The sequence below is a fragment of the Caballeronia mineralivorans PML1(12) genome (assembly GCF_001028175.1).
GTDB classification, from domain to species: domain Bacteria; phylum Pseudomonadota; class Gammaproteobacteria; order Burkholderiales; family Burkholderiaceae; genus Caballeronia; species Caballeronia mineralivorans.
Genome location: NZ_AEJF01000171.1, coordinates 1 through 14,605, shown reverse-complemented (window position 1 = coordinate 14,605; position 14,605 = coordinate 1). Strand labels below are relative to the sequence as shown.

The 14,605-nt window shown below is 61.0% G+C and carries 14 protein-coding genes and 1 pseudogene; 11 read left to right on the top strand and 4 right to left on the bottom strand.

All coding sequences use genetic code 11. The features are described 5' to 3' along the window. Positions 1-20: 20 nt before the first annotated feature. Complete coding sequence (locus EOS_RS28095) at positions 21-641, bottom strand: RBBP9/YdeN family alpha/beta hydrolase (protein WP_047895461.1); 621 nt, start codon at positions 639-641, stop codon at positions 21-23. Positions 642-896: 255 nt separating this feature from the next. Between EOS_RS28095 and EOS_RS28085 the strand changes: the two genes are divergently transcribed. Genes EOS_RS28085 through EOS_RS28065 form a run of 5 tightly spaced genes read left to right on the top strand, consistent with a single transcriptional unit; the run spans position 897 to position 4,483 of the window. Next, on the top strand, positions 897-1,838 hold the full coding sequence (locus EOS_RS28085) for a 2-hydroxyacid dehydrogenase (protein WP_047895459.1): 942 nt from the start codon (positions 897-899) through the stop codon (positions 1,836-1,838). A gap of 54 nt (positions 1,839-1,892) precedes the next feature. Further along, a complete protein-coding gene (locus EOS_RS28080) occupies positions 1,893-2,816 on the top strand; it encodes a hydroxymethylglutaryl-CoA lyase (RefSeq protein ID WP_047895458.1) in 924 nt (307 codons plus the stop codon). A 31-nt stretch (positions 2,817-2,847) separates the two neighbouring features. Next, positions 2,848-3,348 (top strand): YbaK/EbsC family protein, encoded by a 501-nt coding sequence (locus EOS_RS28075; RefSeq protein ID WP_407639189.1) that lies wholly within the window; start codon positions 2,848-2,850, stop codon positions 3,346-3,348. After that, positions 3,348-3,578: a DUF1289 domain-containing protein gene (locus EOS_RS28070; protein ID WP_047895456.1), complete on the top strand. Its 231-nt coding sequence runs from the start codon at positions 3,348-3,350 to the stop codon at positions 3,576-3,578. The genes EOS_RS28075 and EOS_RS28070 overlap by 1 nt, the downstream gene beginning before the upstream one ends. Further along, a complete protein-coding gene (locus tag EOS_RS28065; protein WP_047895455.1) occupies positions 3,575-4,483 on the top strand; it encodes an MBL fold metallo-hydrolase in 909 nt (302 codons plus the stop codon). The genes EOS_RS28070 and EOS_RS28065 overlap by 4 nt, the downstream gene beginning before the upstream one ends. Positions 4,484-4,680: 197 nt before the next feature. Here EOS_RS28065 and EOS_RS28060 read toward each other — a convergent pair whose 3' ends face one another. Continuing rightward, a complete protein-coding gene (locus EOS_RS28060; protein ID WP_047895454.1) occupies positions 4,681-5,574 on the bottom strand; it encodes an alpha/beta fold hydrolase in 894 nt (297 codons plus the stop codon). Between the two features lie 282 nt (positions 5,575-5,856). Between EOS_RS28060 and EOS_RS28055 the strand changes: the two genes are divergently transcribed. After that, positions 5,857-6,822, top strand: coding sequence for an NAD(P)H-dependent flavin oxidoreductase (locus EOS_RS28055; protein ID WP_047895453.1), 966 nt, complete (start codon positions 5,857-5,859; stop codon positions 6,820-6,822). A gap of 118 nt (positions 6,823-6,940) precedes the next feature. Here EOS_RS28055 and EOS_RS28050 read toward each other — a convergent pair whose 3' ends face one another. Both EOS_RS28050 and EOS_RS28040 read right to left on the bottom strand, forming a co-directional pair. Then, the gene (locus EOS_RS28050) at positions 6,941-7,963 is read right to left on the bottom strand and encodes a porin (RefSeq protein ID WP_235442996.1); all 1,023 of its coding nucleotides are present in this window, start codon (positions 7,961-7,963) and stop codon (positions 6,941-6,943) included. A 675-nt stretch (positions 7,964-8,638) separates the two neighbouring features. Beyond that, positions 8,639-9,061, bottom strand: coding sequence for a hypothetical protein (locus tag EOS_RS28040; protein WP_047895450.1), 423 nt, complete (start codon positions 9,059-9,061; stop codon positions 8,639-8,641). 507 nt (positions 9,062-9,568) lie between these two features. On the opposite strand from EOS_RS28040, the gene EOS_RS28035 reads away from it, so the two are divergent. The 5 genes and pseudogenes from EOS_RS28035 to EOS_RS28015 all read left to right on the top strand — a co-directional run. After that, on the top strand, positions 9,569-10,588 hold the full coding sequence (locus tag EOS_RS28035) for a bile acid:sodium symporter family protein (protein WP_047895449.1): 1,020 nt from the start codon (positions 9,569-9,571) through the stop codon (positions 10,586-10,588). Between the two features lie 375 nt (positions 10,589-10,963). After that, entirely contained in the window at positions 10,964-11,746 is a 783-nt protein-coding gene (locus EOS_RS28030) for a PIG-L deacetylase family protein (RefSeq protein ID WP_082163544.1), read from the top strand. 402 nt (positions 11,747-12,148) lie between these two features. Then, positions 12,149-13,174: a LacI family DNA-binding transcriptional regulator gene (locus EOS_RS28025; RefSeq protein WP_047895448.1), complete on the top strand. Its 1,026-nt coding sequence runs from the start codon at positions 12,149-12,151 to the stop codon at positions 13,172-13,174. Further along, positions 13,171-14,439: an AGE family epimerase/isomerase gene (locus EOS_RS28020; RefSeq protein ID WP_047895447.1), complete on the top strand. Its 1,269-nt coding sequence runs from the start codon at positions 13,171-13,173 to the stop codon at positions 14,437-14,439. Before EOS_RS28025 ends, EOS_RS28020 begins: the two co-directional genes overlap by 4 nt. Positions 14,440-14,451: 12 nt before the next feature. Beyond that, positions 14,452-14,605, top strand: a pseudogene (locus EOS_RS28015) (carbohydrate kinase); the annotation flags it as partial.

The window sequence follows — 14,605 nt, the reverse complement described above, 5'->3', positions numbered from 1 at the left end:
GCCGTAACGCGTCGGGCAACTCATCCATACGCCGGTTGCTGGAAGTGCTCAAAGCGCTCGAACTCGTCACGTTGTTCCGCGAAGTGCGACGGTGCCGCGCAATGAATCAGCGTATCCACGAAATATTTCGCGCGCGGCCACGGGCCGAAACCCGCTGCCGTATTGATGTGGCCAGCGTCGCCGAGATTCACCAGCGCGCTGCCAAGCTGGCTGGCAAGACGCAGCGCCTGGTCGAAGGGCATCCACGGATCGGTCGTGCTCGCAATCAGCACCGACGGCACACCGAGACGGCGCGGCTCGAACGCGCCAGCGAAACGGAACTTGTCCGGACTGGCCGGCGCGACGAACAGCACGCCGGCAACGGCGTCGCCGGTCAACCCTTGCGCGATCGCGTGCGCAGCCGCGAGGCAACCGAAACTATGCGCGGCGAGAATGACAGGACCACGCACGCGAGCCACCGTATCGGCGACGGATTGCGCCCAAGTGTCGAGTTGCGGCGCGTCCCAGTCGTCTTGCTCGACACGTCGTGATTTCGGCAATTGCCGCTCCAGCCACGTTTGCCAGTGCGCGCCCTCACTGCCGTGCAAACCCGGCACGGTAACAAGCCGCGGCGGCCAGGCGGATGTGCTGCATGAACTCATGTGAACCTCGCTGCCGGCTCATTGCCGGCATGGTGAGGAACAATTCTGCTGCGTCAGCGCGTCCGCGCGAACCAAGTTTTCGTCATTTGGTTATCGGCCGGTGGCGGCACGCCAAGTTTTGGCCGTGACACGCGTTCATCGGCGAAACCGTAAAATGTTTCCGACATCGCGTGCAATTGGTACGCGATTGGTACGCAAACGTAACTTGACTCCCGACCCATCCGCGCGCTTATCCGCCGCGAACACGAACCTTCGATGAAGATCATTTTCTACGAGCACCACGCCGAGACCCTGCTCTGGCTCAACGATCTGGCCCGCGCGCTTCCCGAAGCCGATGTGCGGCAGTGGCAACCAGGAGACACCGCACCCGCCGACTACGCGGTCGTCTGGCGCGCACCGGCCGAGTTGTTCGCGAACCGGCCGGACCTGAAAGCGGTGTTCAATCTCGGCGCGGGCGTCGATGCGATCCTCGACGTCGAACGCAAGCAACCCGGCACACTGCCGCCGAATGCGCTGCTCGTACGCCTGGAAGACAGCGGCATGGCGCACCAGATGGTCGAATACGCAACCCACACGGTGCTGCGCTACCTGCGCCGCCTGGATGAATACGACGCGCTCCAGCGCGAGCATCGCTGGCAAAAACTCCCGCCTTATGCGCTCAAGGACTTCACGGTCGGCGTGATGGGCATGGGCGTTCTCGGTGCGCGGGTCGCGCAGACGCTGGCGGGGTTCGGCATGCCGGTCCGCGGTTTCAGCCGCACGAAACGGGATATCGACGGTGTGCAGACTTTCGCTGGCGCCGGGCAGTTCGAGACCTTCCTCGACGGCACGAGGGTGCTCATCAACCTTCTGCCGCACACGCCGGACACCGAAGGCATCTTGAACCAGCGCACGTTCGAACGGCTCGCGCCGGGCGCGTATCTCGTCAACCTGGCGCGCGGCGGACATCTTGTGGACGACGATCTGCTCCACGCCATGCAGACTGGCCAGATCGCCGCCGCGACACTCGATGTTTTCCACACCGAGCCGTTGCCGGACAATCATCCGTTCTGGCGCACGCCGCGCATCACGATCACGCCGCATATTTCCGCCGAAACGCTGCGCGAGGAAAGTATCGAGCAGATCGCGCACAAGATCATGGCGCTCACGCGCGGCGAGCCGATATCCGGCATAGTCGACGTAAAACGCGGTTATTAAGGCTGTCAAGTTGATCAAGCCGCAGAGACTGACACGTATTCAAAGGAGACAGGCATGCTTCCCGCCAAAGTAAAAATCGTCGAAGTAGGCCCGCGCGACGGCTTGCAGAACGAGAAGGAATTCGTCGCGACCGAGGTCAAGATCGAACTGGTGAACCGGCTGGCGAGCGCGGGTTTGCAGAACGTGGAATCGGCTTCGTTCGTTTCGCCGAAATGGGTGCCGCAAATGGCCGACGGCGCGGCCGTGATGGCCGGCATCGAGCGGCGTCCGGGTACGATCTACTCGGCGCTCACGCCGAATCTGCGCGGCTTCGAAGCGGCGCTCGATGCGAAAGTCGATGAAATCGTCATCTTCGGTGCAGCCAGCGAAGCGTTCTCGCAAAAGAACATCAACTGCAGCATCGCGGAGAGCATCGCGCGCTTCGAACCGGTTGCGAAGGCCGCGAAAGAGGCCGGGCTGCGCCTGCGAGGCAGCATTTCTTGCGCGCTGGGTTGTCCGTACCAAGGCGACGTGCCGATCGAAGCCGTGGTCGACGTCGTGCAGCGCATGAAGGCGCTCGGCTGCGATGAAATCGATATTGCCGACACCATCGGCGTGGGCACTGCCGGCCGCACGCGCGACGTGATGGCGGCAGTATCGAAGGTATTCCCGCGCGAACGGCTCTCCGGCCATTTCCACGATACCTATGGTCAGGCGGTCGCGAATATCTACGCGTCGCTGCAGGAAGGCATCGAGATTTTCCATGCTTCCGTGGCGGGACTCGGTGGCTGTCCGTACGCGAAAGGCGCTACCGGCAACGTGGCGACCGAGGACGTCATCTTCCTGCTGAACGGGCTGGGTATTAAAACCGGCGTCGATCTCGATCAGCTCGTGGAGATCGGCGACTTCATTTCGCGGGCGATCGGCAAGCCGAGCGCGTCGCGGGTGGGGCGTGCCTTGCTCGCGAAGAAACGCGACGGCGCGGCGTCGTGCGTTTGATGGTCAACCCACTACTTTCACTATGAATACGATGAACGAAACACTCGACGCCCTGCCCGATTCCGCTCGCCGCGTGGCGCTCCTGCTGCAGGAACGCGGGCACACGAAGCCCATCGTGATGCTGGCCGAAACCGGCAAGACATCGGCTGAAGCGGCGGCTGGCCTCGGCTGCTCGGTCGCGCAAATCGCCAAATCGATTCTGTTTCGCCGCAAGAAAGACGACGCGCCGGTGCTCGTGATTGCGAGCGGTGTAAATCGTGTGGACGAGAAAAAAGTGGCTGAACGGGTAGGCGAACTCGCCCGCGCCGATGCCAAATTCGTCCGTGAAAAAACCGGCTATGCAATTGGCGGTGTGTGCCCGATCGGCCATGCCACACCGCCGCTGACACTGATCGATGAAGACTTGCTCGCACTCGACAGTCTCTGGGCCGCCGCCGGTCATCCGCACGCGGTGTTCAATCTGACGCCGCTGGAACTGGTCGCGCTGACGGGCGCGCCGGTAGCCGATGTCGCGTTGCGCGAGACTGCGTGATGACTGAGACCGTGGCGTCGCCGTGTATCGATGTATGCAGGATGAATCCATCGACGGGGCTTTGCGACGGATGTTTTCGCACAATCGATGAAATTGCGGGCTGGTCGTCCTTCGATGACACGCAAAAGGCAGCGGTCCTGAAGCAAGCGGAAGCGCGGGAAAAAGGGCCGCTCGTGGTGCGCATCGGCGAGCGCTTCACGGCCACGCTGCCGAAGGAGCCAAACGCATGATCACGTTCCCCGCGTCCATGCGAGTGTTCGAACGCGGATGGCTGTCGTCGAATAACGTGCTTTTCGTCGACGACACACACGCCGCTTTAGTCGATTCCGGCTATACGATACACGCGCCGCAAACCCTTGCCCTCGTGCGCAATGCGCTTGGTGGCAAACGCACGCTTGATCTGATTGTGAACACGCATCTGCATTCGGACCATTGCGGCGGCAACGCGTTGCTGCAGGCGAACTTCGCGTGCGAGACGCTGATTCCAGAGACCGAGGCGCACGCCGTGCGCGACTGGGACGAAGACAGACTCACGTTCCGCGGAAGCGGGCAAAGTTGCGAGCGTTTCGCTTTCACCGGCACGATCGCTCCGGGCGTGTCGCTCCGGCTTGGTGACCTGGACTGGTCGGTGCTCGGCGCGCCCGGCCACGACCCGCATTCGCTGATGTTGTATTGCGCCGAAGAACGCGTCCTGATCAGCGCCGATGCGTTGTGGGAAAACGGCTTCGGCGTGATTTTTCCCGAACTGGAGGGTGACAGCGGTTTCGCGGAACAGCGCGCGGTGTTGGACGTGATCGCCACGCTGGACGTGCGAGCGGTCATTCCCGGTCACGGGGCGCCGTTCACGGATGTTTCGAAGGCGTTGGATATCGCTTCGTCGCGAATCGATTATTTGAGCGCCGATCCCGCGCGCAACGCGAAGAACGCGCTAAAGGTGCTGATCGTGTTCAAGCTGATGGAGTTGCGCTCGATGCAGATCGACGAACTGTTGCTGCTAATCGACGAAGCCCGGCTGATGCGCGCGGCCGCCAACCTGCTCTCCGACGATCGTCGGGGATTGGTGCGCAAGTATCTTGCCGAACTGACGGCAAGCGGCGCGCTGAAGATGGAAGGCGAGACGGTGAAGATTGCCTGAGTGGTTTGCCTGAATACCCAGGCGCGATACTTGAAACGGCCAAAAGAAAGCCGCTTGTAGACCAAGCGGCGGAATTTTTGTTGACGTGATCAGCGCCGTTTGCATCGTAACGCGCCTGTTTTCGAGATGCATCGGTGCTTTCCCTACAGACTTACAACAACTAGATGAACGGGCCATGACGCGGGCGCGCAGGACCCTTACGCCTCCTCGCTCGCCTCGAAAAACGCGAGGATTTCCGCGAGCAATTCGTCGGGTACTTCTTCCGGAATATAGTGGCCCGAAGGCAACACACGGCCGCTGACATCGCGTGCCACACGACGCCATTCGTCCAGCGGCTCGAAGCACTGTTCGATCACACCTTCCTGTCCCCACAACACCCGCATCGGACACGCAATCTTGTTGCCGCACTCAAGATCCGCGCGATCATGCTCGAGATCGATAGTCGCCGACGCCCGATAATCCTCGCACATTGCATGCACCGCGCCGGGCTGGCGCAGCGCATCGCGATACGCCTGCAACGCATGCGGCGCGAACGGTGCGAGCCCCGCGTGGCGGCTGCCCATCACCCGCTCGACATACGCATCCGGGTGCGCGCCGATCAGCAATTCCGGCAAGGGCTCGGGCTGGATCAGGAAGAACCAGTGAAAATAGGCGGTGGCGAAGGCGCGATCGGTGGCCTCGTACATCGCGAGCGTCGGCGCTATGTCGAGCAGCATCAGGCGGTCGATGGCCTGCGGGAAATCCAGCGCCATCCGGTGCGCCACGCGCGCACCGCGATCGTGCGCGCAAACCATGAAACGCTCGAAGCCGAAGTGCCGCATGAGCGCGACCTGATCGGCGGCCATGGCGCGTTTCGAATAAGGTGTGTGCTGCGCGTCGCTGACTGGTTTCGCCGACGCGCCGTAACCGCGCAAATCGGTTGCGATCACGGTGAAATGCTGCGCCAGAACATTAGCCAGCCGATGCCAGATCTCGTGCGTCTGCGGGTGACCGTGAAGCAGCAGAAGCGGCGGCCCGTTGCCGCCCTTCATGCCGAAGAGTTCGACGCCCGCGGCGTCGACGGTGAACGGCTCGTAGTCTTCGAACGGCATGGCGTGAATGTTCGGATGGCTGGAAAAGCATTGTAGGCGTCCCCGGCGATACTAAACTGCCTGCTGGCAAGCGCTTTCGTAGAAGCTGAAGACTTCTTCCAATGTGCCGGGCGATCGCGCATCGAAAGATTCGCCTATAATAGAACGGTCGTTCGCATACCTTGGGCGCATGCGCTTAGCGTTGCAAGTCCGACCGAAATCGCCGTGCGCAGTTGCCGTAATTCCGCATCAGATGGACGCGCGGGTATCGCCGGCTTCACATTCAATCAGGAGACTCGAGTCATGGCACTTCCCGCCGCTCTGCAACACCTCGCGCTACCGGTCATCGCCTCGCCGATGTTCATCGTCAGCTATCCCGAGCTCGTGCTCGCGCAGTGCAAGGCGGGCATCGTCGGCTCGTTTCCTGCGCTGAACGCCCGGCCGGCCGAGCTGCTCGACGAATGGCTCACGCAAATCGGCGAGGGAATCGAGGCGCATAAGACGGCAAATCCGGGCGCACCGGTCGGTCCGGTCGCGGTGAACCAGATCGTGCATCACTCGAACGCGCGGCTTGAAGCGGACGTGCGTGTGTGCGTCGAGCATCGTGTGCCTATTTTCATCACGAGCCTGCGGGCGCCGGTCAAGGAGATGATCGACGCCGTGCACAGCTACGGCGGCATCGTGCTGCACGACGTGATCAACTTGCGGCACGCGGAAAAGGCGCTGGAAGCGGGGGTCGACGGCCTGATCCTGGTCGCGGCCGGTGCGGGCGGACACGCGGGCATGACCTCGCCGTTCGCGCTGGTGGGCGAAGTGCGGCGCATCTTCGACGGCCCGATTGCGCTGTCTGGTGCCATCGCGAATGGCGGCTCCATTCTCGCCGCGCAAGCCATGGGCGCGGATTTCGCGTATATCGGCACGCGCTTTATCGCCACGCGCGAGGCGCATGCGCTGGAAGAGTACAAGACGGCGATCGTCGGTTCGAAAGCAGCGGACATCATCTACACGAATCTCTTTACCGGCGTGCACGGTAACTATATTCGTCAGAGCATTCTCAACGCCGGACTTGATCCGGACGCTCTGCCGGCATCGGACAAAGGCGCGATGAATTTCGGCGACGCGGCGATCAAGGCCAAGGCGTGGAAGGAAATCTGGGGTGCGGGACAAGGCGTCGGCCTGATGGACGACGTACCGACAGTGGCGGAACTGGTAACGCGGCTCAAGCAGGAATACGACGACGCGAAAGCGCGGTTGGGTATCGCGCGATAGCGCGTTAGATACGCTTTTCGCACTTGATAACAAAAATGCCGCCTGACTGATTCAGGCGGCGTTTTGTATTGCCGGGAGGTATTGCCGGGAGCAAGCGCATCGCGCTCGCCTGCCGCGCTTAGAACTTCGTGCGAATGCCCACGCCGTACGTATCGCCGCTCGACATGCTCGTGTACTTGTCGTTCAGGTACGCAGCATAGACGTCCGTGCGCTTGGACAGCGGATAGTCGTAGCCGATAGCCCAGCTCTTGTGCGTCTGGTCGAGGCCGCCGTTGCTGCGCGAATACGCATACGACGCCATCACCGAACCCACACCCAGGGGTACCGTCACGCCGCCTTGCCCCGTGTTCACGTGGAACGTACCCGGATCGATATCGTTCTTCGTGTACATGTACTGCGCGAAGAACTTGACGAACTTCATGTCGTACGACGCGCCGAACTGGGCCACGCTCTGGCTCTTGTAACCCGCCACGAAGGACGTGAGGTCACCCGGCGTTGCGCTGAAATTCACATACTGATAAACGCCGGTCGCCGCAAATGGGCCGTGGAAATACAGGAATTGCGCACTGTATTTCTTCGAGCCGTTCTGGCCGGCCTGGTTGCCGAAGCTGTACATCGCGCTACCCGACAAACCGCTGAAATCGGGCGTTGTGTACTGAACGGAATTGTTCCAACCCGAATCGCCGACTACGCCCTGGTCCGTCGTGTACGTCGGGAACGTGCTCTGGCCGAGGAACACGTGATACACCATCGGCGAGAAAGTGTACGAATCGATGAACGGGTTGAACAGGATCGTCGATACAAAGAGCTGCGTGGTCAGCCGGCCAGCGGTGACCGTACCGTACGGCGACTGGATACCGACATACGAGTTGCGCGCAAAAAACGTGTCGCCCGCGAAGCGGCCATAGTTACCGTTCTGCGCGCGAAAGAAGCTTTCCAGCGTGAAGATCGCCTTATAGCCGCCACCGAGATCTTCGCTGCCTTTCAAGCCCCAGTAAGACGTCGACATACCGCCGCCGCCCACGTTCCAGGCTGTGGCGCTGCCTGGGAATTTCGTGGCTCCCACCCATTCGTCGACTTGTCCGTATAACTGGACGCTCGATTGCGCGTGGGCGGAACCGGCGGCAAGCAAGCCGAACATGCCTGCAGTAACGGTCGCCTTGGCCGCGGCTTTAAACGCGCGGTTCACGGGTGGCTTCATGGACTCTCCTGTCGTATTAACGTTAAACGGGTATTTGGCGGGCATTGCTTCGCCTTCGGACTGTTCTTATTGACGTCCGCTATGCATGTGCATGGCTTAGGGCGGGACCATCTTTACGGATCATTTTTCCGGACAAAAATAACTTTCCTTATGCCGTCTATAGCGGTTTGAATACATTGCACGCGGCGCACTTTTATGGCGTGCGCTGTCGCGCAATACGGAAAGCGCTTGAACGGATGCCCGGCTTGCCAGTCGATGGCCCGCGATGCTATATGCCACGGCGCGGCCGGGCAATCTGCATTCAGGCAACAATAAGAACGCGATAAGAAACGCTGGCGAAACGCATTGTTAATGCCGCTAATTTTGAGAGGAATGGAAGCAGAGGTTCTGGCGTTGAAACTGTGGCGGGATTACGTCATTGCGACGCTTTCCGTAGACGCGGGAATTGTTTTTTGTTTTGCACTCGAAAGCAAGTTCGAGTCGCGCGAACAAGCGAGTGGACAGTGCGCTAGACGCACTGTGTTTTTTGGGGATTGGCAGGGCGATGCGCGTTTCGCGCATTTAATACGGAGTATTGATTCGCGTGCGTGAGTGCGTGACGCCTCGCGCCCGCAATTAATTCCGATAGGGGGAGTTTGCGGGCAAACGAGGATCGTCGCCCTGGCGGCTCGACGGGCGCGGGGTGCTGCGCTCTTCGTTATAACGCGCGATATCGGCACGGATCGATCCGCCGGTGCGCAACTGCGCGCCTTGCTCGGCGCGCGGTCCGCCGCGCACTTCCGCGCTGATCGGCGTCAGGCCAGAGCCTGCCGCCACGCGTTGATAACGGAAGGGCTGGGCACCACGCTCGACGTCATCGACTCGCATGGCATTGCGGTTCGCCGCCTGCCATGGCCCTTGGCCCGCACTGCGGTTGAACATCGCACCGTTGTTCCCGCCGGCGAACGCGAGCGACCCGCACAAGGTCGACGCCGCAACCAAACCGGCAGCGGCGGCGAAGATCAAGCGAGCGATAAGTCGAAATCGGGTGAGCAACATGTCGATACTGCGAATTGTCCGACTCGTTCGAGCGTGTGGGCGGAAAGTGAGATCCGCCAGCATCGCCGACCGGTCATTATCGGAACATCGGGGCCACGCTTCACAACGACAACGCGCCCAGCCAACCGGTCTACCACTCAATTTATTGTGCTGCACGACTGGAGTCGAGCCAAAAAGTGTTAGGTCTTCCTGACGGTTGTAACACCATGTTACTTCACGGTTTTTCGGCTCTTTTCGAGATGGCCCGCGACGCTTCCGTCTTATCAAATACCCTTGATTCCGGTTACTGGCCAATGGTCTGCGGATGGTCCTGCCGAGCCCACAATCGCGCCAATTCATGCATTTGACGCATTAATAAATCACTTAAATGAATTTGCATCTTGAATTGCTATCCGGTCAAATAGCGGCTTGCGACGCTTTTCGCGCGTTTCCGTTCGCCTTTTTTTGCAGGCGCACAATGTGTTCGCCGGAAGTCGTCATGCATTTTCACGAATATGCGAAACGCCGATGACCCGCCCCAAGTTTCTCCCCGACAACTTCACTCTCGCACTCGTAGGCACGGTGATCCTTGCCAGCCTGCTGCCGTGCCGCGGCGCGGCAGCAGTGGGCTTCAACTGGTTGACGAACATAGCAGTCGGACTGTTGTTTTTCCTGCACGGCGCGAAGCTCTCGCGTGAAGCGATCGTCTCAGGCATGACGCACTGGCGCCTGCACATCGTCGTACTGCTTAGTACCTTTGCGCTGTTTCCATTGCTCGGCCTGGCGCTGAAACCCGTTCTCACGCCGCTCGTCACGCCCGCGCTCTACATGGGCATCCTGTTTCTTTGCACGCTGCCCTCCACCGTGCAGTCGTCCATCGCGTTCACTTCCATCGCCAAAGGCAACGTGCCGGCGGCGGTCTGCGCCGCTTCGGCTTCGAGCCTGCTCGGCATCTTCATCACGCCCGCGCTGGTCGGACTGGTAGTGACGGACGGCAGCGGCCACGCGGGTTCGGCATGGCACACGGTCGGCAATATTGTGCTGCAACTGCTCGTGCCGTTTATTGCCGGGCAATTGCTGCGGCCGGTGATCAGCAAATGGATCGAGAAGAATCGGGGCGTTCTGCGTTTCGTCGATCAAGGTTCCATCCTGCTGGTGGTGTACGTCGCGTTCAGCGAAGCGGTGAATGAAGGCATCTGGCACACGATCTCCCTGCAAACGCTTGGCGGACTGGTCGTGGTGAACGTGGTGCTGCTTGCGCTCGCGCTTGGGTTGACGGCATTTGCCAGCAAGCGGCTGGGCTTTAATCGCGCCGATCAGATCACGATCGTTTTTTGCGGATCGAAGAAAAGCCTCGCGTCGGGAATTCCAATGGCGAAGGTGATTTTTGCCTCGCATGCGGTGGGCGCGGTTGTGCTGCCGTTAATGCTTTTTCATCAGATCCAGTTGATGACGTGCGCGGTGCTCGCGCAGCGCTGGGGCGCTCGCGACACCTCCGGTGAGCAAGCTGCACGGCCAGAAGGCGCCGGCGCGCAAGTCCAGCCGTAAGCGCCGGACCCGTGCCGAAACTGGCAATAGTGTGAAAACACGTTGCATGACTGCCTGCGCGAACCAAAGCATGAAGCCGCCCTGTGCGGCTTTTTTGCTATTTGGAACTTGTCCAGACGTTCTGTTGATTCGGCCAGAAGGCCTATGACTTGATGCCGTGAGCCGGCAAACCCGTTTCAATTCTTCAGCATCCCTATGCCGTTTGGCGGACTGGTGATCGGGCATGTGACTTGCCACACTTGTGCTCACACGCGGCCGATAGCAGCAAGCAACTGAACACGACTTGCCGGACTTCATCCACACACTCCGGCAGCGTCACTCCGAGCGCGATGAAGCCACGCTTGCTGAACGAATCGTCAACGAGGAATGCGGCACATGGAACCTGGTGTAATTCACGCTCACGCGCCAAACGACCGCGCTAGCAAGGGGCTCGGCACGCGGGAAGCTACCTGGCAAAACTCCGGGCGGCTGTCGACCTTGCCCGAAGTCGACCCGGCGACCCTCGTGCCGCCCGGCGCACGCGCCGTTATCGTCTCGCCGCACCCAGATGACGAGATCCTCGGCACCGGCGGTCTGCTAGCGAAATTGTCCGATCTGGGCCGCAAGGTGCTGATCATCGCCGTGACTGACGGCACTGCGAGCCACCCCGATTCGCCGGAGTGGCCAGCAGCGCGTCTCGCTGCAATCCGCCCGCAAGAAACACGCGACGCGCTACAACGTCTGCGCATGAGGCACGTCGCGTTGGTCCGGTTGCACCTTCCCGATGGCGGCGGCGAAACGTTCGAGTCGGAACTGGCAGAAGCGCTAAAAGCGCATCTGGAACCCGGTGACATCGTGTTCGGAACCTGGCGTTTCGACGGTCATCCCGATCACGAGTCGGTTGGCCGTGCCATGACGGCCGTGGCCGGTGCGCTCGACCTGCCGTTCGTCGAAGTCCCCGTGTGGACCTGGCACTGGGCGACACCCGAGGATTCACGCGTGCCCTGGAGCCGTGCCCGGCGCATCGTGCTGGACGCGGCCACGCTTGCCCGCAAGCTTCACGCGGTGCAGGCGTTCCGCAGCCAGATCGAAGCCGATAGTTCGACGGGCCGCGAGGCGATCCTGCCTGAGCACGTGCTCGAACGTCTTACGCGATCGTACGAGGTCGTACTGATATGACGCGGGAACCGGGCGCCCGGGACTATTTCGCTGGTCGCTATCAAAGCAGCGATGACCCGTGGCTGCTTCGCATCAGTATCAGTATCAGGACGATGACAGGGTGCTTGATGTGTGGTCATCGAATGGAGCGTCTGTACATCAGCGAGAAGCGCGTTAATGTGTGTCATTGTGTGTTTAGTTGAAATGCCTCGGTTCATTTACTAAACAATGAAGACAACTGAAAGCCTTATGTATAGACCACTTACGGGTTTTCTCTAGGGCTTTCAGGGGAATCGATGCTCTGTTTTACTATACAATCGCCGCATTCGTGCGAACCCTATAGCGTTAGTAAACACGCAACGTGTCGACAACGCATCAGCGCCGATAAACAATAATCCAGGCAATGCGGAGACGAGAAACCCGATGGCCACAACCATTCGTGATGTCGCGCGCGCAGCCAGTGTGTCGATCGGCACGGTATCGCGGGCGCTGAAAAACCAGCCGGGCTTGTCGGAAGCAACGCGGGAACGCGTGGTGGAAGCGGCGCGGGAACTTGGCTACGACGCGGCCCAGCTTCGCACCCGCATCCGGCGCGTCACCTTCCTGCTGCATCGCCAGCACAATAACTTCGCGGTCAGCCCGTTCTTTTCGCATGTGCTGCACGGCTTCGAAGAAGCGTGCCGTGAGCGGCGGCTGGTGCCGTCGGTACTGACGGCCGGCCCGACTCACGATCTCGCCCAGCAAATGCGGCTTCACGCGCCGGACGCCGTGGCGGTGGCGGGGTTTATCGAGCCGGAGCTGCTCGCTCATCTGCGCTCCATGAACCGGCCGGTCGTACTGATCGATTTGCGCGCGCCGGGGTTCCGTTCGGTCAACGTCGATAACACCCGCGGCGCCGCGCTCGCCATGCAACATCTGTTTGCACTCGGACGCAAACGGATTGCGTTCATTGGCGGATCGCTGGCGCACTACAGCATCTCGCAGCGGGCAATGGGTTATCGGCTGGCGTATTTCGAAGCGGGATTGCTCTTCAATCCGACGCTGGAAGTCACCACGCAGCCGGCTATCGACGCCGACCTTGCCGCCGCCGACGCCATGGAACGCCTGATCGCCCAAGCGCGCGCGCAATCCGCACCGCTGCCGGACGCCGTTTTCGCCTATAACGATGCTGCGGCCCTCGCTGCCATGCGCGTCTGTCTTGCGCACGGTTTGCGGGTGCCGGAAGACATCGCGTTCGTAGGTTTCGACGATATTCCCGCCGCCGCGCAAAGCACGCCGCCGCTCACCACGGTCACTGTCGACAAGGAAGCGCTCGGACGGCGCGGCGTGGAATTGCTGCTGGAAACCGCCCAGAATCAGGACAACGCGAACACCACCGACACGCTCGTGCCCGTGCGCCTGATTCCTCGCGCGAGCTCGGCCATAACACGGACACAGACACCGGTATGAACTCAACCGCTCTGAACGTGGCGAGTCCGGCAGAACCGGACTTTCGCAACCGCGACTTCCTCCTCGACCACGTTCGTCACACCCTCGCGTTCTACGCGCGAACCGCCCGCGACGATTCAGGCGGTTTTTTCCATTTTTTCAAGGACGACGGCACGGTCTACGACCGCACCACGCGCCATCTCGTCAGCAGCACGCGCTTCGTCTTCAATCATGCGATGGCCTTCCGCCACTTCGGCGGCCAGCAGCATCAGGACAACGCCCGGCACGCGTTTGCGTTCCTGCGCAACGCGCTTTGGGACGCGGTGAACGAAGGCTACGACTGGGAAATCGAATGGCGCGACGGCGCGAAACGCACGCTCGACGGCACGCGGCATTGCTATGGCCACGCGTTCGTTCTGCTGGCATGCGCGCACGCGGCAATGGCGGGTATCGATGAAGCCAAACCCTTGATCGATGAAACCTTCCAGTTGATGGACAAGCAGTTCTGGGACGCGAGCGCCGGTCTGTACGCCGATGAAGCCACGCCCGACTGGCAGTTGTCGTCGTATCGCGGGCAGAACGCCAACATGCACGCAACCGAAGCGCTGCTCGCCGCGTACGAGGCAACCGGCCACGTGCTTTACCTGGATCGCGCGGAAAAAATCGCCGGCAACATCACGTTGCGCCAGGCGCGGCTGAGCAACGGTCTGGTCTGGGAGCATTACCACGCCGACTGGTCGATCGACTGGCATTACAACGAATCCGACAGTTCGAACATTTTTCGCCCATGGGGTTTCCAGCCCGGCCATCAGACCGAATGGGCGAAGCTGCTGCTGATCCTGGAGCGGCATCGCGCGTTGCCGTGGCTGGCGCCGCGCGCTATCGAACTATTCGATGCAGGTTTCAATCGCGCGTGGGACGAGCAACACGGCGGCCTGTATTACGGCTTCGGCCCTGACGACTCGATTTGCGACCACGACAAATACTTCTGGGTGCAGGCCGAGAGCTTCGCCACCGCCGCACTGCTCGGCAAGCGGACTGGCCTGGAGCGATTCTGGGATTGTTACGACGAGCTCTGGCGTTATAGCTGGAAGCATTTCGTCGATCACGAATACGGCGCGTGGTTCCGCATCCTGACCTGCGACAACCGCAAGTACGGCGACGAAAAAAGCCCGGCCGGCAAGACCGATTACCACACGATGGGCGCGTGCTACGAAGTGCTCAACGCAATAGGCGCCGCGAACGCGCCCCAGGAAAACCGCGAGACAGCGAAAGAGACAGGCTAAACGGTGAGCACGATGACCTCCAATTCAAACTTCCCGCAATTCGTCTCGGCCGGCGACATCCTCACCGACCTGATTCGCACCGGTCCGTCGGACTGGCTGTCGCGCCCAGGCGGTGCGGGCTGGAACGTCGCACGCGCCGTCGCGCGTCTCGGGCTGCCGACGGCAT